This window comes from Paenibacillus gorillae (genome assembly GCF_000513275.1).
GTDB lineage: Bacteria > Bacillota > Bacilli > Paenibacillales > Paenibacillaceae > Pristimantibacillus > Pristimantibacillus gorillae.
The window spans coordinates 41,769-60,823 of sequence record NZ_CBVJ010000050.1 but is presented as its reverse complement, the minus strand read 5'-3'; the positions used below and the strand labels follow the sequence as shown (position 1 = coordinate 60,823).

20 protein-coding genes are annotated in these 19,055 nt (G+C 51.2%); 14 read left to right on the top strand and 6 right to left on the bottom strand.

Annotation, left to right across the window (positions count from 1 at the left end; all coding sequences use genetic code 11):
* Window positions 1-15: 15 nt before the first annotated feature.
* The gene (locus TY10_RS09765) at window positions 16-699 is read right to left on the bottom strand and encodes a zinc metallopeptidase (protein ID WP_042162835.1); all 684 of its coding nucleotides are present in this window, start codon (window positions 697-699) and stop codon (window positions 16-18) included.
* A gap of 56 nt (window positions 700-755) precedes the next feature.
* On the bottom strand, window positions 756-1,196 hold the full coding sequence (locus TY10_RS09760; protein WP_042162834.1) for a MerR family transcriptional regulator: 441 nt from the start codon (window positions 1,194-1,196) through the stop codon (window positions 756-758).
* 452 nt (window positions 1,197-1,648) lie between these two features.
* On the opposite strand from TY10_RS09760, the gene TY10_RS09755 reads away from it, so the two are divergent.
* Genes TY10_RS09755 through TY10_RS09745 form a run of 3 tightly spaced genes read left to right on the top strand, consistent with a single transcriptional unit; the run spans window position 1,649 to window position 4,866 of the window.
* Window positions 1,649-3,004, top strand: a complete 1,356-nt coding sequence (locus tag TY10_RS09755; RefSeq protein ID WP_042162833.1) for an ammonium transporter — start codon at window positions 1,649-1,651, stop codon at window positions 3,002-3,004.
* 42 nt (window positions 3,005-3,046) lie between these two features.
* Window positions 3,047-4,114 (top strand): DUF294 nucleotidyltransferase-like domain-containing protein, encoded by a 1,068-nt coding sequence (locus TY10_RS09750; RefSeq protein ID WP_042162832.1) that lies wholly within the window; start codon window positions 3,047-3,049, stop codon window positions 4,112-4,114.
* 17 nt (window positions 4,115-4,131) lie between these two features.
* Entirely contained in the window at window positions 4,132-4,866 is a 735-nt protein-coding gene (locus TY10_RS09745) for a 3'-5' exonuclease (protein WP_042162831.1), read from the top strand.
* Here TY10_RS09745 and TY10_RS09740 read toward each other — a convergent pair.
* Window positions 4,840-5,283, bottom strand: a complete 444-nt coding sequence (locus tag TY10_RS09740) for a M67 family metallopeptidase (protein WP_042162830.1) — start codon at window positions 5,281-5,283, stop codon at window positions 4,840-4,842. The two genes, TY10_RS09745 and TY10_RS09740, sit on opposite strands and share 27 nt — an antisense overlap.
* A 123-nt stretch (window positions 5,284-5,406) precedes the next feature.
* Between TY10_RS09740 and TY10_RS09735 the strand changes: the two genes are divergently transcribed.
* Window positions 5,407-5,937, top strand: a complete 531-nt coding sequence (locus tag TY10_RS09735; RefSeq protein WP_042162829.1) for a TlpA family protein disulfide reductase — start codon at window positions 5,407-5,409, stop codon at window positions 5,935-5,937.
* Between the two features lie 51 nt (window positions 5,938-5,988).
* On the opposite strand, the gene cimA is transcribed toward TY10_RS09735, so the two are convergent.
* On the bottom strand, window positions 5,989-7,602 hold the full coding sequence (cimA, locus tag TY10_RS09730) for a citramalate synthase (protein ID WP_042162827.1): 1,614 nt from the start codon (window positions 7,600-7,602) through the stop codon (window positions 5,989-5,991).
* A gap of 215 nt (window positions 7,603-7,817) precedes the next feature.
* Here cimA and TY10_RS09725 point away from each other — a divergent pair, with 215 nt between their 5' ends.
* The 7 genes from TY10_RS09725 (at window position 7,818) to TY10_RS09695 (ending at window position 15,721) form a co-directional block, all read left to right on the top strand.
* Window positions 7,818-9,095, top strand: a complete 1,278-nt coding sequence (locus TY10_RS09725; protein ID WP_042162826.1) for a DNA polymerase IV — start codon at window positions 7,818-7,820, stop codon at window positions 9,093-9,095.
* Between the two features lie 132 nt (window positions 9,096-9,227).
* The gene (locus TY10_RS09720) at window positions 9,228-9,464 is read left to right on the top strand and encodes a ferredoxin (protein ID WP_042162825.1); all 237 of its coding nucleotides are present in this window, start codon (window positions 9,228-9,230) and stop codon (window positions 9,462-9,464) included.
* Between the two features lie 130 nt (window positions 9,465-9,594).
* Window positions 9,595-10,959, top strand: coding sequence for a L,D-transpeptidase (locus TY10_RS09715; RefSeq protein WP_052350457.1), 1,365 nt, complete (start codon window positions 9,595-9,597; stop codon window positions 10,957-10,959).
* A 317-nt stretch (window positions 10,960-11,276) separates the two neighbouring features.
* Complete coding sequence (locus TY10_RS09710; protein ID WP_202903170.1) at window positions 11,277-12,374, top strand: quinone-dependent dihydroorotate dehydrogenase; 1,098 nt, start codon at window positions 11,277-11,279, stop codon at window positions 12,372-12,374.
* Between the two features lie 17 nt (window positions 12,375-12,391).
* Entirely contained in the window at window positions 12,392-13,195 is an 804-nt protein-coding gene (yjbM, locus tag TY10_RS09705) for a GTP diphosphokinase (RefSeq protein ID WP_042162821.1), read from the top strand.
* 129 nt (window positions 13,196-13,324) lie between these two features.
* Window positions 13,325-14,977: an RsmB/NOP family class I SAM-dependent RNA methyltransferase gene (locus TY10_RS09700; RefSeq protein WP_042162820.1), complete on the top strand. Its 1,653-nt coding sequence runs from the start codon at window positions 13,325-13,327 to the stop codon at window positions 14,975-14,977.
* A 3-nt stretch (window positions 14,978-14,980) separates the two neighbouring features.
* Window positions 14,981-15,721, top strand: a complete 741-nt coding sequence (locus tag TY10_RS09695; RefSeq protein WP_042162817.1) for a pseudouridine synthase — start codon at window positions 14,981-14,983, stop codon at window positions 15,719-15,721.
* A 99-nt stretch (window positions 15,722-15,820) separates the two neighbouring features.
* On the opposite strand, the gene TY10_RS31435 is transcribed toward TY10_RS09695, so the two are convergent.
* Window positions 15,821-15,979, bottom strand: a complete 159-nt coding sequence (locus TY10_RS31435) for a hypothetical protein (protein WP_238327524.1) — start codon at window positions 15,977-15,979, stop codon at window positions 15,821-15,823.
* A gap of 150 nt (window positions 15,980-16,129) precedes the next feature.
* Window positions 16,130-17,887 (bottom strand): DEAD/DEAH box helicase, encoded by a 1,758-nt coding sequence (locus TY10_RS09690; protein WP_042162816.1) that lies wholly within the window; start codon window positions 17,885-17,887, stop codon window positions 16,130-16,132.
* Window positions 17,888-18,017: 130 nt separating this feature from the next.
* Between TY10_RS09690 and TY10_RS09685 the strand changes: the two genes are divergently transcribed.
* The 3 genes from TY10_RS09685 to TY10_RS09675 are packed head-to-tail and all read left to right on the top strand — an operon-like array spanning window position 18,018 to window position 19,029.
* Window positions 18,018-18,215 (top strand): YwbE family protein, encoded by a 198-nt coding sequence (locus tag TY10_RS09685; RefSeq protein WP_042162813.1) that lies wholly within the window; start codon window positions 18,018-18,020, stop codon window positions 18,213-18,215.
* 12 nt (window positions 18,216-18,227) lie between these two features.
* Window positions 18,228-18,527, top strand: a complete 300-nt coding sequence (locus TY10_RS09680) for a hypothetical protein (RefSeq protein WP_042162812.1) — start codon at window positions 18,228-18,230, stop codon at window positions 18,525-18,527.
* A 40-nt stretch (window positions 18,528-18,567) separates the two neighbouring features.
* Entirely contained in the window at window positions 18,568-19,029 is a 462-nt protein-coding gene (locus TY10_RS09675) for a VanZ family protein (protein WP_042162811.1), read from the top strand.
* Window positions 19,030-19,055 lie beyond the last annotated feature (26 nt).

Here is a 19,055-nt window from a genome sequence, read left to right as displayed (position 1 = left end):
TTGCTATACATCCGATTATTCGTCTCGGGAATTGAAGATCATAACGTACTTGATCAGCTCAAGCAGCGAGATTAAAGCAGCTGCTACATAAGTTAAAGCGGCTGCGTTCAATACTTTAGCAACTCCGCGTTCTTCCTCGTTGGCGATAAAGCCTTCGGATACCATCAGGTCACGAGCCCGGCTGCTGGCATTGAATTCGACTGGCAGCGTGATGAGCTGAAAGGCTACGGCTACGGAGAAGAAGATGATGCCGAGGCCAATCAATCCGGTAAGGCTGAACAAGAAGCCGGCGATCAACAGGAATGGCGCTGCGCCGGAAGCAATATTGACGACTGGGAAGATGCGGTGGCGAAGCACGAGCATCGGATAATGTTCTTTGTGCTGGATCGCATGTCCAACCTCGTGACAGGCAACTGACAATGCAGAGATCGAATTTTCGTAATAGACGGGCTCTGACAGACGGACAACCCGGTTGATCGGATCATAGTGGTCAGTCAAGCGGCCGCGTACGGGTTCGATTGGAATATCATGCAGGCCATTGTTGTCGAGCATCCTTCTGGCGGCCTGGTAGCCCGTTAGACCGCTCATAGCGGGAACCTGTGCCCATTTGTTGAAAGTGCCTTTAACGCGGAACTGAGCCCATATGGAGACCGCAAAGGCGATTAAAATGAGAAAGTCCATGGGATGAAAAAATAACATGGTGTAAGTCACCCTCCATTTCATAATATCTGGTTTTTAATGCAAATTCGCTTCCTCTACATAAAGTTCCCTTTATTTATCAGAAGCATCAGCGCTTCGATACATGCAGCTGTCTGCGGCATCAAGCGCGTGTACAGCTTGTTCGCCTGTTTAGGCTTCATTTGCTTGAGTACAGGCTCAAGCTCCTTCACTTCGCGTTCCAGCTGGCTTAAATGCTGCTGCAAATCCATCAGCTTCTGTGAAACCTGCTCCTCAGCGGTTACGCTGCCCCAAGCCGCTAAGCTCACTTTAATCTCATCAAGCGTGTATTTTTCTTTCTTCATTTTTTCAATACGTTCCAGACGAAGCAAAGTTTCATCATTATAGAGGCGATAGTTTTTGGCCGATCTTTCGGACGGTTCGATTAGGCCCATGGACGTATAGAAATCAATTGTACGAGCACTTATGTTCGCCAGTTTGGCCAGCTCTCCTATGCGGTAAAGCTTCGTATCCTCCATGCAACCACCTTCCTTCCTTTTTCATTTCTTTAATATAAGTATGTATAGGTTTCTATTATATACAAGCACTTATATTGCGAAGCGATAAGCTTCACTGCTCAGAGGGGCATTGGGGCGTATTGCCTATACTCTAATGATAATCGTAAAGCAACCATACAGTCAAACGTGTTACATTGCGATGTAATTTAGTGGAATAAATAAATCTATACCCAGACCTATAGCGGGTCAACTAGATTCAATAGAATCAAAATGCGAAGAATGGGGGGAGAAAGAAAGGAAAAATGCTTCCGATTTGTGAAAAAACTTAACATTAAGTCCTTTTAGAGACACGAACGTTAGATTTTTTTTGATAAATCGAATAAAGTGTATTGTCAAACTGAGCACTTCTGACTATAATGACATTAAGTCTTTCCTAGAATGTAAGGAAACATAACACTAAGGGAGTGGTCGTCATGGTCAAGAAGTTATTAGTAACATTAGGTGCACTCAGTTTGGTATTCCCGGCAATGGCATTTGCCGATGATCCATCCGGTAAATCTTTGGATGTGGGAATCAACTCGCTCTGGGTCATGGTCGCATTCGTACTCGTCCTGCTCATGCAAGGCGGATTCATTCTTCTTGAAACAGGCTCCACTCGAATGAAAAATGCTGGACACGTAGCCGGCAAAACCATTTTCACAGCAGGTCTTGCAGCACTTATTTATTGGGCTATAGGCTACGGTATCGCATTTGGCGGTGATGGCAACGGTTTTATTGGCTGGGGTGAGTTCTTCTTCAATCCCGGATACGCTGGCGATGGTGAAGGCATTCCGAAATCGGTATTCTTCTTATTCCAATTGGCCTTCGCAGCTGTATCGCTTTCCATCGCATGGGGCGGTTTTGCGGAACGTGCCAAATTGTCTTCCTATTTAATCTTTACAATCGTATTTACAGCTGTTATTTATCCGGTTGTTGCTCACTGGATCTGGGGCGGCGGCTGGCTTGCTGAAGACGGCGCGCAAGATTTCGCCGGCTCGACAGTCGTTCACTTATCCGGCGCGCTAGCCGCTTTCGCAGCAACGGTATTGCTGAAACCTCGTATCGGTAAATTCAACAAAGACGGTTCCGCTAATGAAATTTCCGGACACAACCAAGTATTTACTGCTTTGTCCGTATTGCTTCTATGGGTTGGCTGGTTTGGCTTCAACGCAGGCAGCACGCTTGCAATTGGTGATGGTTTCTTCGGTTATGTAGCTTTTACAACGATGCTTGGTGCTGGTGCCGGTGCATTCGCAGCTCTTCTCATCTCTTGGGCAGTGCTTGGCAAAGCAGATATTACGACGACTTTGAACGGTACGCTTGCAGGTCTGGTAGCTATTACGGCATCTTGCGCATTCGTTGAGCCTTGGGCTGCTGTAGTCATCGGTTTGGTTGCCGGCGTTCTGATCTTCTTCAGCGCTAAGTTTTTCGAAAAAATCAAAGTCGATGATCCAATCTTCGCTTTGTCTGTACACGGTGTTGCCGGTATTTGGGGTACACTCGCTAACGGTATCTTTGCTACACAAGAACTGGCTGAGAAAGTGGGCGTTGGTCAAGGCGGTCTGATCGATACAGGAAGCTGGAAGCAATTGTGGGTACAATTCGAATCCGTTGTCGTAGCTGGCGCATTCGTGCTTGCGGCATCGTTCCTGGTACTGGGCGTGATGAAATTGATCATGGGCTTCCGCGTAACAGAAGAGCAAGAAATTATCGGTCTTGACCTCAGTGAGCATGGCGCTTATGGTTATCCTGAGCAATTGAAAAAAGCAGGTCAAAACATTCAAGGTTAATCTAAATAAACGACGGGCTGACCGAGAGGAGAGGACGAGGGAATGGCTGATCCGGTCCGAATGCAGCTGCTGAAGCAAATCGGCAATGCCGATCATGTGGAGATGCTGCGCGAACTGCGGGATCAAGTACACGAGCAGATGGAAGCTCTTCTCTGGGCAAGTCCAGTCGAACAATTTAATGAGCAATTAAACGAAGTGCATGACGCGGTTATCCGGCGCACCATCGTTATTGCAGAAGCGGAAATGGCACGGTCGGGGAAGGGTTCTCCCCCCGTGCCTTACGCATATTTATTGTTCGGCAGCGGAGGACGGAGAGAGCAGACATTGTCCAGTGATCAAGACAGCGGAATTGTCTATCAAGATCCAGTGTCAGATCCGGCGGCCACTCAGCATTATTTTCGGCAATTATCGGAATTGATTGTGAACATGCTTCAAACGAATGGCTATCCGCCATGTGAAGGCAATGTACTTAGCAGTAACCCGGATTGGTGCATGTCCACTAGTGAATGGAAACAGCAGTTGAACGGCTGGGTTCAAGAACCGGTATGGGAATCAGTCCGTCATTTGCTTATTATGGCAGACGGACGGTCCATTCATGGCAGCGACCGGCTGCTTGACGAGCTGAAAGAGCATTTCTTCACAGATATGCTGAATCATCCGATTATTGTCAAACGGATGTTGGACAATACGATGAGACATAAAGTGCTTCTCGGTATTTTCGGTCATTTGCTCAAAGAGCAGTATGGAGAGGATGCGGGCAGTCTGGATATTAAATACGGCGCTTATATACCGATGGTCAATGCGATCCGGCTTCTTGCCATTCAAGCGGGCATACGCGATACGTCAACCTTAATGCGCATTCGAAGGCTAGTAGAGCTGGAGGAATTGCATTCGCCGGAAGCGGCGGCGTATGAACAGGCTTTCCGCCTCGTAATGAGGCTGCGTCTGATGACGACGGAGCATTATGAGAATGGGCTTTATGGCAATAACGGCAAGCTGCCCAGCCGGAAACTGACGAAGGAAATGACTGAAGAGTTAAAGAGTGCGCTTCGTTTAGGGAAGAAGCTTCAGCGTAAAGTATACAAGCAAACCATGGGAAGGCTTACGTAAGGCGGTGGCAGAGCACTATGAAGGAACCTAAAGGTGTCGGGAGAATGTGGAACTTATATAAAATGGGCGGTTTTACACCCGCAATCGCTTCGATGCTGGGTTCGCAGAATGCGCAGCAGATGGCGTTTATTCGTTCCGTTAACAGGGAGCAGCGTAAGCAGTCCATACTGAACACGCCGCTTCGAGAGCTTGAGGTGGTCATATTCGATCTGGAGACGACGGGCTTCTACCCTTCGAATGGCGATGAGATCATTTCCTTTGGGGCCGTGGTCATGCGTGGTGTTGAAATCTATGAACAGGAATCATTCTACAGCCTCGTCAATCCAAGAAGGCGAATTCCGCGATCCATCGTCGAGCTGACCGGCATCTCGAATGAAATGGTTCAAGACGCTCCCGATCTGATGCAGGTGCTCCATGATTTTATGGAGTTTATCGGCAAACGGCTGTTGATCGCCCATGCTTCAGGCCATGATAAACAGTTTTTGAATGCGGCGCTTTGGCGCACGTCCAAGATCAATTTGAACCATCGGGTGCTGGATACGATGCTGGTGGCCAAGTGGCTCGATCCGAGAAGGGCATCTTATGCGCTGGATGATTTGCTTGAGGAAGCCGGGATTCCGATTACCGAACGGCATCATGCTCTCCAGGACTCAATAATGACGGCACAGCTGTGGCAGCATTATTTACGCCGCATTTTGGAACGGAACATTACGACGCTCGGCGATCTATATGCTTATCTTAGCAAACATTAAGGGATACGGCATAAGCTGTCCATTCATACAGATGTATGGCTGTACGGCCGGAGCAGCGTCTTGGAGCGAAACGATCCAATAACAGAGACCATCCCCGGCAAGCGGCAGTCCAATCTCATCTTCCTGAGAGGGGCTCGCTTCCGAAGAGGGATGGGAGTGGAAGAAGCCGGCAATGTATTGCCGGTTTTTTTGTGTTTCGAAGAATGCGCTCGTCCAGGAGGAAGGCTCAAATAGAAACGCACGCTCCGGCATTACATGTGCATTAACGATTTCGAGAGTGCTGTTAATAATCCCCTCTTCGGAATCCGCAGCTAACAGCAATCCGCAAGCTTCGTTCGGCAAGGAGCGATTGCAAATGGCAAGAAGTTCGTCATAAGCTTCCCTTGTTATAGGTATAAAAGGATTTGTTTGAGCCATAGTGATAACATGCACCTCTCAGACGGCATACTGGTTTTCACGGAATTGCCATGGGCCTTGCTTGAGCTTGCATGCCTGACATGGTAACATGTAGGCAATGAATGGACGGAAAGAAGGGACAGCATGAAACGCGCCTCGGCGTTATTTATTGTTGCATTTATGTTGGCAGGGCTAGCGGTCTATCAATACTTTTCCAAGGATGATACATCTACAGCTGCAGCTGTAGATTTCAAGCCGAAAGCAGGTTCTGTAGCTGCCGAATTTCAACTGCCTGGACTCGATGAGAAAGATTATGGAGTAGGGGGCAAGCAGGATAAGCTGAGCTTTGTTAACTTCTGGGCCTCCTGGTGTGGTCCATGTGAGCTTGAAGCACCTGACTTGCAGGCGCTTCAAGAGAAATACGGCGATGAGATTCATCTATATGGCGTGAATGCGACCAAGTTCGATAAAGAACGATCTGCCCGTGAATTCGTGCAGGAGCATGAATTCACGTTTCCTATTCTAATGGACAGGGAAGGAGACGTGACGAAGCAGTACAAAGTCAACACGTTCCCTACCACGTTCCTGATCGACTCGGAGGGCGTGATCCGGGAAAGAATCAATGGCGTCATTCCTATTGCGGAATGGGAACGTCTCATCGCAAAATATAAGTGAACGAGAACGCCGGCGGAGCAATGGCTCCTGCCGGGCGTTTGTTTATATGTTTTAATGATTGACAAGTCCGATGCGCTCCAAGCTGTCAGCAGGTGCCGCAGACGACTTCGGCATGCTGAGCAGGGCGTAGCGGAGACTGTCGACTAGCGCTTCCCAGCTCGCTTCGATAACGTTGCTTGATACACCAACGGTGCTCCAAGTCGTTTCCGAATTCGTCGATTCAATCAGTACGCGGACTTTGGCAGCCGTTGCATCCTTTTCGTCAAAGACGCGAACCTTATAGTCGGAGAGATGGATTTCCTCCAGCTTCGGGTAATAAGGGATCAACGCTTTGCGAAGCGCATTGTCTAGCGCGTTAACCGGTCCGTTGCCTTCAGCGGCGGTATATACAGGATGGCCGTCGACATTGAGCTTGACGATCGCCTCAGACATCATGTTGCCTTTGGAGCTTTCAACGAGCATTTTGAACGAATCGACCTTGATCGTTTCCTTCGTCTCCCCAAATGCTTCTCGAAGCAGCAGCTCCAGAGACGCGTCAGCGCCTTCGAACTGATAGCCCTTGTGCTCCAGATCCTTGATGTGATCCATAATTTCTTTGGTCTTTTCGTTGTTGGCATTGATATCAAGGCCAAGCTCTTGAGCTTTGGAAATGATATTGCTTTGTCCCGCAAGCTCGGAAACGAGAATGCGCTGTTTGTTGCCAACGAGTTCCGGTTGAATATGCTCGTAAGTTTTGGAATCCTTCATAATAGCAGATACGTGAATGCCGCCTTTATGCGCGAAAGCCGCATTGCCTACGTAGGCTTGACCAACTGGCATGCTCACATTGGCGATTTCACTCACATATCTCGCTGTTCCAGTCAATGCACGGAGTTTGTCATCAGATAGGCAATCGTAGTTCATTTTGAGCTGCAGGTTCGGGATGATCGAACAGAGGTTGGCGTTACCGCAACGCTCTCCGTAGCCGTTAATAGTGCCTTGCACTTGACGGGCTCCTGCTTGTACGGCTGCCAAAGTGTTGGCGACAGCCAGCTCACAGTCATTATGGGTGTGAATGCCGATTGGAGCGGAGAGCTCCTGGCGCACCCGGCTGACGATTTCATGGATTTCTCCCGGCAGCGTTCCGCCGTTCGTGTCGCACAGAACGAGCCAGTCGGCGCCTGCTTCTTGCGCTTTGCGCAGTACAGCCAGCGCATAGTCCGGATTGTTCTTGTAGCCGTCGAAGAAATGCTCGGAATCGAACATCGCTTCCATGCCTCTTTGCTTCAGGAACGCGATGGAGTCGTAGACCATAGCAAGGTTTTCTTCCAGTGTCGTTTGCAGCGCAGTATGGACATGAAAGTCCCATGACTTGCCGACAAGCGTTGCAGCCGGCACTCCGGATTCAGCAATCCGCAGCAGGCTCGCATCCTGTTCAGCCAAGCTGAACTTACGCCGGGTACTGCCGAAAGCTGTGATCTTCGCTTGCAGATTCAATCCTTTTACCCGTTGGAAAAACTCGATATCTTTGTTGTTGCTTCCTGGATTGCCGCCTTCAATATAATGAACGCCCAATGCGTCGAGTTTTTGCGCAATTTTCAATTTATCATCCGCTGACAGGCTGATCCCTTCGCCTTGTGTTCCGTCACGCAGCGTCGTGTCAAATATAGATATGGATGTTGTCATTGCCGGGACGCCTCCTTCACTGATAGCCTTTACAAATCATAATGTATTATTATAACACTTGTTGCACGGAATGTAGAGAGGATGATGCAATTTATTTTCCCTGCTGGCTTGGTTGCAAAGGGATGCCGCATTGACGCGAACATGTGATCGGCTGTATGCTGGATATAGCTAATTATGACAATAACCTGGTTCTCTGTTAACGGTGGTGGCATACAATGAATGTGGAACAAAATTATCCGGTTAAAGGACGGGTCATACTCCATTTGGATATGAATGCGTTCTATTGCTCTGTCCACGAGGCGGAGAATCCGGAGCTATATAAAGGAAAAGCGACGGCCGTAGCAGGCAGTGTCGAGCTTAGAAAAGGCATCATCGTCACCTGTTCGTATGCGGCAAGAGCGAAGGGTGTAAAGACCGGGATGACGGTCAGGCAAGCTTCCAAGTTTTGTCCGACTCTTATTATTATTCAACCGGACTTCTATTTATATCGGAAATATTCCCGGGGCTTTATGGCGATTGCACGGGAATACACGCCGCTTGTAGAACCGATCTCCATCGACGAATGCTATATGGACATTACGGGCTCAAAAGTTTTCGGAACACCTTTGGAGATCGCAGAGACGATACAGAAGCGCATTGGGAAGGAATGGGGTCTGCCTTGTTCGATTGGCGTTGCTCCCAATAAGCTGCTTGCCAAAATGGCGTCCGACATGTTTAAACCGAATGGCATGACGGTGCTTCGCATTCGCGATGTGCCCGGATTGCTGTGGGATAAGCCAAGCGACACACTGTTTGGTATCGGCAAGAAGACGGCCGAGAAGCTTAAGCGGCTTCATATTCATACGATCGGGCAATTAGCGGCCGCAGACGAGCACATGCTGGCGAAGCAATTCGGCGTTATGGGTTCATGGATGAAGGCTGCGGCACATGGCATTGATCATTCCGAGGTCAATCCCGACCGCGGCAGCAATAAATCGATCGGCCATACGACCACATTGCCTCATGACGTGACGGAGCGGGCTGACGTACACCGGATTATGCTCAACCTGGCAGATCAGACGGGGCGAAGGCTGCGCCGGCAAAAGCTGATGGCGGCTACTGTACAGATTACAATTCGTAAACCGGATATGTCGACGATTACGCGCTCCAGCACACTGCGCTCTCCCACCAATACGGCTGATGATATTTATCGTGAAGCTTGCCGGTTATTCGATGAGCATTGGCGGAGCAGGGAGCCGGTCAGGCTTCTGGGTATTACGCTGCAAAACTTGTCTCCGCAAGCCGAAACAGCCGTGCAGCTTGATCTATTTGACTATGAGCAGCAGCCGCGCAAAGAGGCGCTTACCAAGGCGATGGACTTGCTCCGCGACAAATTTGGCGAGGATGCGGTGCTGACAGCAGGTATGCTCGGAGACGATCCGTCCGCTCTAATCCGCAACAAACGGCTCCGCGGAACCTCTTTGCAGAGAGACGAAGGAGATCCCGTAAATTAACGGTCATTGTTGCCAACAAGCGATAGTTGTTATATATTGATGAGTGAAGGTTTACACTATTCATAAGCAAGCGGAAGACAAGCATATATATGTACTGTATCCGTTTATCATTGCTCGGGAGGGAACTATACGATGGCTAAGTTTACATGGGTAGAGAAAGATACCTGTATCGCGTGCGGCGCTTGCGGCGCAACTGCGCCTGATATTTATGATTATGACGACGAAGGCATTGCGGAAGTTATTTACAATAACGACGGCAATACCGGCAACACAGCAATTCCTGAGGATCTGTTCGATGATCTTCAAGATGCTTGCGACGGATGCCCTACAGATTCCATTAAAATCGCGGATGAACCGTTCAATATGTAATGTTTATCGGAAAAGCTTCTCGTGTGACCGGCAACTGCCGGCGGCGGAAGCTTTTTTTTTCGCCGATAAGGATCAAAAGTTGCGCCTGCCTGCCGATATATAAAGATATACTCGGTTTGGAGGGATACGCGTGGATACGACGGACGACACACTATATATGAAGCAATATGTCAGCCAGCATCCCGATAACAAGATGGCTTGGTACTTGCTGGGGAAACAATATATGCTGCGCGGGATGGATGCGAAAGCGAACTACTGCTTTTTGCAGTCCGGGGAAATCTACGACGCTTATGAACGGAAGCGGCATCCGCTGGCGGAGCAGCCGCAAGAGATGCTGCAGCATTGGAATAGACGCCAGCATCGGAAAAGGCTGGTGCGCCGGGTTGCAGGACTGGCTGCCATATTTTTGCTGTTCGTGTTATTGATGCCGTCCAACGGGGAACGGGTGGAGAAGGTATCAGATGATGCAATTGCGATGCAGCCGGTTGAACCCCCTATCGGAGTTGTACTCGTTAAGCAGGGAGATCGCCGTCCTATCGGAAGTGCCTGGAATGGTATTCTGGCGTGGCCGGAGCAGCCGAAACTGGCCTTGGCAGTCAGACTAGAGGAAGAGGACGGCTGGCGCAAATGGACGGGAACGAAGCGGATTCTCATGTCCGTTAATAGGGAAAGCGGAAGCTCCGCCATGAATGTTCGAATGCATGACTCGGCTGCATGTAACTGCCAGCCTGCCGATTCTTCGGTCGCCAAGACAGAGCTGGACCGCTGGGCGCAGGAGCAGGAGCTGCGCTGGACGTTGTCTAGTGCCATCTATCAATACAACCGGCTTTATGGAGGCTGGCCGCAGAAGCTGGAGCAGCTGACACGGTCATATCCGTACAATGTCCTCTCTGGAGATACGCCAGAGATGCGGGCCATGTTCAACACGTTATTAGCAGCGGTGAAGGCGGATCGGGAAGAAAAAGATTCTGGTAAAGGCCAGAGCGAAGGGACGGGACAAGAGCAGACAGCAATGTTCGTGCCCGGAACGGAAGCGGTGCATAAGCAATGGAGACAACCGCTGCAGATTGTGGTGGACAAAGCAACGCATAGACTGGCGGTTGTGAGCGGCGATATTATCGTACGCAGCTACCCCGTCGGGTTAGGCGGCGACGAGACGCCGGAAGGATCTTTCTACATCAGCGAGAAGGTGCGGAACCCGAATGGCAAGAAGGATGGCCCGTTTGGCAACCGAGGCATGACGCTGTCGAATACGCTGTACGCAATTCACGGCACGGATGAGCCGGACAGCATTGGACTGGACAAATCGCTTGGCTGCATCAGAATGGGGAAAGCCGATGTGGAGGAGTTGTTTGACCTCGTGCCGCTGGGAACGGCTGTAACGATAAAAAACGGGACTCTGCCGTCTAAAGCTGCGGCACCTGCAGAACGTTTCAAGCTGGAGCCGCAGGCGAATGAAAGCAATCCCGCTAAAGTGTATCGATGGTTGAATTGATTAATTGCTGACAATGAGAAGAACGGCTACGGCGATCACGACGACGCCAATGATGGAACCGATCCAGACTAACGCCTTCTTGTTAACCTCTTCCTTAGGTTTGGTTTTCATAGACGGAGGCATTCTTTTTGCAGAGCTCATCGACATTCAACCTTTCTATTATTAAAGTAGAAACATTACACCTACATTGTAATCGTTTTCGCGGATATCCGCAATGATGGAAGCTTGTCAACATAGCTGACAAGCTCTTTTCTTTTTCATCCAAAAAAGATAAACTGTTCGTTAGGACATACAATTTGGAACGGATGTGAATGCAATTGCTTTATTCTTCAATACTTAAACCTGTACTTTTCCGGATGGACCCGGAGAAAGCCCATCACTTGATCATTGACGGCTGTCATACCGCTGGGAAAATTCCCGGTGTTAACGGTCTCATGCATGCGATGTATGGCGTGAGCGAGGCTCCTGAGCTGGAGGTTGACCTCTTTGGCTTGCGTTTCCCGCATCCGGTCGGCCTTGCAGCGGGACTGGATAAAAACGCGAAGGCGATCGATACGTTTTCCAGCATTGGCTTTGGTTTCGCTGAAGTTGGCACCGTAACGCCAAAGGGCCAGCCTGGCAATGAACTGCCGAGACTATTCCGTCTTCCGACCGATGAGGCGCTAATTAATCGGATGGGCTTCAACAATGACGGAGCGGAGGCGATGGCTCGTCAAATGGCGCGCCGCAGCATTCATCGCATACCTGTTGCGGTCAATATCGGGAAAAACAAAACAACGGCCAATGAACTTGCGCACGAAGATTACCGCGCGTGCATAAAAGTGTTATATCCGCATGGCGATTTTTTCGTCGTCAATATCAGCTCCCCAAATACGCCTGATCTTCGGGCGCTGCAGCATGGCGACGAGCTGCGTACGCTGCTGTCTGCGGTGCTGGAGGAAATGAAGCTTCAGGCAGCCAAGACGGGATCGCAGCAGAAGCCAGTGCTTGTGAAAATCGCGCCGGATATGACGGACGAGCAGCTTGAACTGACGGTAGCCACAATTAAGGAAAGCGGCGTGGCAGGTATTATTGCAACCAATACAACGTTATCCCGCGAAGGCCTGACTCATGCGAATGCCGGTGAAATGGGCGGTATGAGCGGATTGCCGATGAAGGAGCGTTCGACGGAAGTGATACGAACCGTATACAAGCTGACGGAAGGCAAGCTTCCGATCATCGGTTCCGGCGGCATTTTTACAGCGGAGGACGCATACGATAAAATTCGCGCAGGGGCTTCGCTCGTCGAAATTTATACTTCTTTTATATATAAAGGACCGGATGTATTGCGTGAATTGACGAATGGCCTGAAGGAAAAATTGCGAAAGGACGGCTACCGCAGCATAACGGAAGCAGTAGGCGCAGATCATCGATAGGAACAGGAGGCGGCCGGATGGACGGAAGAGACTGGAATCTTTTTTTGCAGCCATATGAACAAGCGGTTGAAGAGCTGAAAGTAAAGTTTAAGACGATGCGGGTAGAGCTCAAAATGAGGGAGGCGTATGCCCCAATCGAATTCGTCACCGGCCGGGTGAAGAAAATATCGAGCGTACTGGAGAAGGCCAAGCATCTAAATGTTCCCGCGGATCAATTGGAGACGGGAATTGAAGATATTGCCGGCATCCGGATTATGTGCCAGTTCGTGGACGACATCCGCCGTGTGGCGGAGCTTATCCGCTCGCGCAAAGACTTGTCCCTCGTATACGAGAAGGATTACATTACAAATTATAAGGACAGCGGCTACCGCAGCTACCATATGATTGTCGAATATCCGGTGCAAACGGCGCTTGGCCAAAAAATCGTGCTCGCGGAAATTCAAATCCGGACGCTGGCGATGAATTTCTGGGCGACGATTGAGCACTCGCTCAATTACAAGTATAAGGAAAGTCTTCCGGAGGATGTGAAGGAAAGGCTGAAAAAAGCGGCGGAGGCAGCTTTTCAGCTGGATACCGAAATGTCGAGCATCCGGCATGAAATATTGGATGCGCAGCGCGGCTTTGAGGAAGGGGCCAATGTTGTTTCCAAAGTGCTGAGCAGCATTCAGGATCTCTATTTCTACCACCGGATCCGGGAAGCGGCGCAATTCCAAATGAAATTCAACGAGCTGTGGGAGCAGAATGATATGTTCGGCTTGAAGCAGCTAGCAATGGATATTGAGGCGGCCATCATACGCGCCAAGAAGAATAACCAGAGCTGATCGGCTCAAGGCTAATCTTATATTTACCCCCTTGTCATGCCATGCCGGCACGGCGAGGGGGTTCTTTATGGATGGCTTGACGTCGGCAGCCTGGACCGCATAGAACGACAATCATCAGGAGGAACTTATATGGCTGGCTTTTTGCCGCTTGCATTTACAAATAAGATGGAGAAGCTGCTCGGCGGCAAGGAATACGAAAGATTCATCGATTCATATCAGGCTCCGCGCGTTTATGGGCTCCGTATCAATCGGCTGAAGCTGGATGCGCCTCATTGGAAAGGCCTGTCCCCGCTCGGCGAAGCCGTACGGCCGATTCCGTGGGCGGAGGAAGGCTTTTATTACGGCGAAGGCGAAAGGCCGGGGAAACACCCGCATTATCATGCCGGCCTGTATTATATCCAAGAGCCAAGTGCGATGGCGCCGGTTGAGCTGCTGGATGTGCAGCCCGGACATCGGGTTCTCGATCTATGTGCGGCACCAGGCGGCAAATCGACGCAAATTGCCGGCAAGCTGCAAGGGAGCGGCGTCATTGTCAGCAATGACAACGCGAGGGAGAGAACGAAGGCGCTGGCAAAAAATATCGAGCTGGCCGGTGTTCGAAACGCAGTTGTGCTTAATGAAGAGCCTGCTGCGCTAGCCCGTGTGTTCGGCGGCTGGTTTGATCGGATACTCGTTGATGCTCCATGTTCTGGCGAAGGCATGTTCCGTAAGGACGAGTCTATGATTGCGGAATGGGAAAAGCATTCTGTCGAGCGCTGCTCGGTCATGCAGCGCTCGATTTTGAAGGATGCAGCGAAAATGCTCGCTCCCGGCGGGAAGCTTGTCTATTCGACCTGCACGTTCTCGCCGGAAGAGAACGAGGCGCAGATTGCATTGTTTTTGTCGGAACACCCAGAATTTGAAGTGGTGACGATTATGCCGCAATTCGGCTGGACAAGCGGACGGCCGGACTGGCTTGCGGATAGCGAGACGGCTGGCATCTCCGATGAACGGCTTTCGTCTATTGCCGGCACTATTAGGCTGTGGCCGCAAAACATTGAAGGCGAAGGCCATTACGCCGCGTTGCTTCAGCGCAAAGACGATGGCGAAGGCGGCAGCGGTCGTGAGTTTGAGGAAGCCGGGGATGCAGCGTTTGAGACGCGGCCGGTGCATGGGAAGAGGCCGGATCATCGCAGCGGCAGAGATAACGGTGCCGCACTGCGTGCCGCAGAAAAACGCGGCGGCCCCGGCAAAGACGGCAAGCTTCGCAAGACGGCTGGCGGCAAAGGGGGCGGTGCGTCCCGCCAATCAGATACGGCCTTGGACCCGTTGGCCGCTTGGCGGGTTTTTGCAGGAGCGCAGCTCTCCAGCGTATTTGAAGAGGGGGCAACCCGTCTGCAAGCTTACGGCTCTCGCATCTATTTACAGCCGCAGGGGCTGCCGCCGCTGGATGGTCTTCGCGTAATCCGCGCGGGCTGGTTCATCGGCGAATTGAACGGTCGTGGCGTGTTCGAGCCGTCGCAGCCGCTGGCAATGGGCTTGCGCCGTGAAGAAGCGCTGCGTATACTCAATTGGAGCGCGGACGATCCCAATGCGGTACGTTATTTGAAAGGTGAGACGCTATTTGTAGAGCCACCCGAGTTGAATGTACTCGCAGACGAGGAGAATGGGAAGGGTGCTGAAACACCCCCTTTAAAAGGTTATGTGCTCGTATGCGTGAATGGATTCCCGCTAGGGTGGGGGAAATATGCCGATGGCGGAATGCTCAAGAACGAGCTTCCGGCTGGATGGAGGTTGATCTAGGCAATGGCTAAAAAAATGAGGCTGGACAAGCTTCTCGCTCATACCGGCTACGGTTCGAGAAGTGAAATTAAAAAGCTGGTCAAGCAGGGCGTTATACAGGTGGATGGAAAAACGGCCAAGGACAGCGGCTTGACAATTGATCCGGAATTACAGGAAGTAACGGTTGACGGAGAGGTTGTCGTCTATCGTGAGTTTATTTATTTGATGCTTAACAAACCGCCAGGTGTTATTTCCGCAACGGAGGACCGGCGGGAGAGAACCGTTGTCGATCTGCTTGAAATTAACGATCAAATCATGGAGCCGTTTCCTGTTGGCCGATTAGATAAAGATACCGTCGGACTGCTGCTGCTGACGAATGATGGTCAATTGGCACATGAGCTGCTTTCGCCGCGGAAGCATGTTCCTAAGACTTATGAGGCACGCGTTGAAGGAGATGTTGGTACCTCCGATCAAGAAGCATTCACAGCTGGAGTGACGCTCGATGACGGTTATGTGACAATGCCAGCCGAGCTCGTCATTAACGGCAAGGAACAGACGGATAATGGCATCGTGTCTTCTATTTCCTTAACCATCATGGAGGGAAAGTTCCATCAGGTAAAGCGGATGTTCGAATCCGTCGGCAAAAAAGTGATCCACTTGAAGCGGGTGTCGATGGGGCCGCTTGCATTGGATGATCAGTTAGAGGAAGGGGCTTACCGTGAATTAACTGAGGAGGAGCTGGAGCTTCTTAGAAGACGCGGCTAAAGCAGCCTAAACAGAATAATGATGCAAGTGAACGCGAAAAAACCGCTGGGAGCCATGCTCTCAGCGGTTTTTCTCATGTGTCGAGTTTAGAGGGGATGATTACCAGATCCCCTTGGAGATGATGACCAGAAGAATGAACAGGACCAGGATGAACCCTGCCGCCGAGCCTCCATGTACACCAGACATGCAAATTCCTCCCCGTACATAAATTCCGGCGGTTATGCTGTTGACGCCTTGCCGCTCGGTATACTCTATCATATGTAAAAGGCCCGGTTTCGAATGGACGGATATCACGGTTGCATTACAATTGGGCATCTGCACGAGAAGGAGGAACAGCATTTTGGGACAGGGGACTTAAGGACAAATGAACGGGCTCGGCAATTGTGCCGAGCCCGGTATTTGATGTTATTAGCTGCGTCCGCGACGGTTGCCGGATGGCCCGGACGGACGAGTACCTCGGCTGCTGGAACGAGGGCCGCCGGATTTGCCGCCGCTACGGCTGCCGCCAGATGGGCGTTCGCCGCGCTCCTTGCTGGTGCTGCGTGCAGCGCCCCAGGATGCTGGTCCCTCTGGCGATCCGGCGCTGCGTGCGCCTCTGCCATCACGTGCGGGAGCGCCGCCTGTATTGCGTGCGCCCCGTCCTTCGCGTGCAGGAGCTTCACCGCGTGAAACACCTCTTTCGCGAGCAGGAGCGCCGCTCTCGCCACGCGAGCCTCGTCCTTCGCGTGCAGGAGCAGCGTTACGGCCACCGCGGCCAGCATTGCCTGCGCTGCGCGAACCTCTGGCGGTTTCGCGATCTTGCTGCCAAGGATTCTCGCTAACGCCGGCTACTTCGGCGTCGCCTCGTTTGCTCCGGCTGCTGCCGGTTCCAGTCCGGTTGTCACGGACGGTTCTTCCGCCGCTTCGGCCTGCACTGCTGCGGCCGCGGCCGCGATCATTATTGGCATTACGCTCTCCGCCCCCGCGGCGTCCGCCGCGTTCTGCACCTTTGCCGCCCTTAGCGGAAGCTTTTGCTTCTGCTCTCGGCGTGCTGCTTGCGATGATATTACCTTCCGAGTCGATTGCACGCCGTTCCAGAACGGCATTTATGTTACGCTCAATGTGTTGGATCGCGCCCCGGTCATACTGCGATACGAGCGTTACGGCAACGCCCCGTTGTCCGGCACGGCCAGTACGGCCGATCCGATGGATGTAAATTTCCGAATCCTGAGGCACATCGTAGTTAAAGACGTGGGTTACGCCTTCAACGTCAAGGCCGCGGGCCGCAACATCGGTTGCAACAAGAATTTGGAGCTTGGCGTCGCGGAACCGTTTCATGACCTGCTCACGTTTCGCTTGCGTCAGATCGCCATGCAGCTCGTCGGACGCGAATCCGTGATCCTGAAGCGCTTCGTTAAGTTTTTTCGCACGTACCTTCGTCCGGCAGAAGACGACCGCCAAATAAGGGCGATGCTGTTCAATCAGGTGAATGAGCGCATCCTGGCGTCCGCGGTCTGAAGTTTCGATGACAAGCTGTTTAATGCTGTCCAGCGTTACGTTTGCGCTTTTGATCCGAATGTCGACAGGCGTCTTCATATAGTTTTCCGCAAGACGTTTAATGGCGTCCGGCATCGTTGCGGAGAACAGCATCGTCTGGCGGGCGCGAGGCGTTTGATTAATGATGCCTTCGACTTCCGACAAGAAGCCCATATGAAGCATTTGATCAGCTTCGTCTAGTACCAGCATACGCAGCTTGCCAAGATTGATCGTCTCGCGTTTCATATGATCAATCAGACGGCCCGGCGTCGCTACGACGATATGGGGCGCATTGTTCAGCTTGCGGATTTGCGCAACAACGTCTTGGCCGCCGTATGCAGCAAGCACCTTGGCTCCAACTACGGGAGCAAGCTTCGTAAGCTCGCTCGTAATTTGAATCGCAAGCTCGCGTGTCGGCGTTAAGATTAGAGCCTGTACCTGCTCCTTCGTCACGTCGATTCGTTGCAATATCGGTAAGGCAAACGCGATCGTTTTACCTGTTCCAGTCTGGGCTTGGGCGATGACGTCTTGTCCCGCAAGCAGCACGGGTATCGCCTTCTGCTGCACGGGAGTCGGCGTTGTAATTCCTTCGTGATGAAGCTTGTCCGTAAGCTCGGGAATGATGCCCATGGTAGTGAATTCGGTTGACATTAGTTTAATTTCCTCATTTCATCTGTTTCGTATGGTGTTTAGTATAACAGTTGTCTTCTAGATGTGCATCTTTTGACGGCATATGCTATGCTGTTTTTCATAAAATGCTAGCAGTAAAGGAAGGATTGTCATGAACGGAACAGAACGCGCCCATGTGAAGCCTGGGCTTGAAGTTGATATTGTATTGAAGCAGGATCAGCGGACAGGGAAGCTGACACGGGGAATCGTTAAAGATTTGCTGACGAAATCGCCCACTCATCCGCATGGAATAAAAGTGAGGCTGGCCGACGGGCAAGTTGGCCGGGTTAAGCACATTCACGGGTCATAAGGAGAGAGCGGCGTGGCATTCGGAATTAAGAGAGCCGAGATGAATGAATGGAAGCGAAAAGTAGCTCAGGGCGAGATTGCCTACTTGACCCATTACTGGCTGGACCCGAGGTTTCCAACTATGAAGACAGTCACGAAAGTCGGCTGCTCCGATCTCACTAAGCTGGCGGCGTGGTGCAGAGACAACGGGTTGAATCCCCGTTACATTCACGCGAGAGCTGAATACCCGCATTTTGATCTGCTTGGACCGAAGCAGATCGAAATTTTGAAGCGCGAGAAACTATATGATCAGCTGGAACGTTTTCATCTTTAGGAAATGCAGCTTGGGCCAGCAAGCGGAAGTGGGTGGACGAATGAGAATGGTAGCACGTGCTGCAGCTGCGATCGGAATTTTCTTGTATACGTTTCTGTTAGTATATTGGATGTTTGTAGGATTCGGCAGGCAAGCGAGAAGAGGCGGGGAAATGATGTATAACCTCATGCCGCTGTCCACGATTAAAAACTACTTTATCTACTTTGATCACTATAACTTCAATACATGGCTGATCAATATAGGCGGTAACCTGCTCGTATTTATCCCGTTCGGGTTATGTCTGCCGATTGCATTCCGCTGGGGCTTTGGCAAGACGATGATTAATTTCATCGTGTTTATCTCTACGCTGGAGGTGCTGCAAATGGTCACGAGACGAGGCAGTCTGGACGTCGACGACGTGCTGTTGAACAGCTTGGGCGTTGCAGTTGGTTATGGGATGTATAAGCTGATCGGGGGAAAGCGGTACTTTCCGCAAAAAACCGGACACAGCCGTAAAGCTTAACGCTTGCGGCTTGCGTCCGGTTTTTT

Bases quoted from the DNA above. Each gene is read 5' to 3' on its own strand.
- TY10_RS09765 (WP_042162835.1), bottom strand. From the start codon at position 699: ATGTTATTTTTTCATCCCATGGACTTTCTCATTTTAATCGCCTTTGCG.
- TY10_RS09760 (WP_042162834.1), bottom strand. From the start codon at position 1,196: ATGGAGGATACGAAGCTTTACCGCATAGGAGAGCTGGCCAAACTGGCG.
- TY10_RS09755 (WP_042162833.1), top strand. From the start codon at position 1,649: ATGGTCAAGAAGTTATTAGTAACATTAGGTGCACTCAGTTTGGTATTC.
- TY10_RS09750 (WP_042162832.1), top strand. From the start codon at position 3,047: ATGGCTGATCCGGTCCGAATGCAGCTGCTGAAGCAAATCGGCAATGCC.
- TY10_RS09745 (WP_042162831.1), top strand. From the start codon at position 4,132: ATGAAGGAACCTAAAGGTGTCGGGAGAATGTGGAACTTATATAAAATG.
- TY10_RS09740 (WP_042162830.1), bottom strand. From the start codon at position 5,283: ATGGCTCAAACAAATCCTTTTATACCTATAACAAGGGAAGCTTATGAC.
- TY10_RS09735 (WP_042162829.1), top strand. From the start codon at position 5,407: ATGAAACGCGCCTCGGCGTTATTTATTGTTGCATTTATGTTGGCAGGG.
- cimA (WP_042162827.1), bottom strand. From the start codon at position 7,602: ATGACAACATCCATATCTATATTTGACACGACGCTGCGTGACGGAACA.
- TY10_RS09725 (WP_042162826.1), top strand. From the start codon at position 7,818: ATGAATGTGGAACAAAATTATCCGGTTAAAGGACGGGTCATACTCCAT.
- TY10_RS09720 (WP_042162825.1), top strand. From the start codon at position 9,228: ATGGCTAAGTTTACATGGGTAGAGAAAGATACCTGTATCGCGTGCGGC.
- yjbM (WP_042162821.1), top strand. From the start codon at position 12,392: ATGGACGGAAGAGACTGGAATCTTTTTTTGCAGCCATATGAACAAGCG.
- TY10_RS09700 (WP_042162820.1), top strand. From the start codon at position 13,325: ATGGCTGGCTTTTTGCCGCTTGCATTTACAAATAAGATGGAGAAGCTG.
- TY10_RS09695 (WP_042162817.1), top strand. From the start codon at position 14,981: ATGGCTAAAAAAATGAGGCTGGACAAGCTTCTCGCTCATACCGGCTAC.
- TY10_RS31435 (WP_238327524.1), bottom strand. From the start codon at position 15,979: ATGATAGAGTATACCGAGCGGCAAGGCGTCAACAGCATAACCGCCGGA.
- TY10_RS09690 (WP_042162816.1), bottom strand. From the start codon at position 17,887: ATGTCAACCGAATTCACTACCATGGGCATCATTCCCGAGCTTACGGAC.
- TY10_RS09685 (WP_042162813.1), top strand. From the start codon at position 18,018: ATGAACGGAACAGAACGCGCCCATGTGAAGCCTGGGCTTGAAGTTGAT.
- TY10_RS09675 (WP_042162811.1), top strand. From the start codon at position 18,568: ATGAGAATGGTAGCACGTGCTGCAGCTGCGATCGGAATTTTCTTGTAT.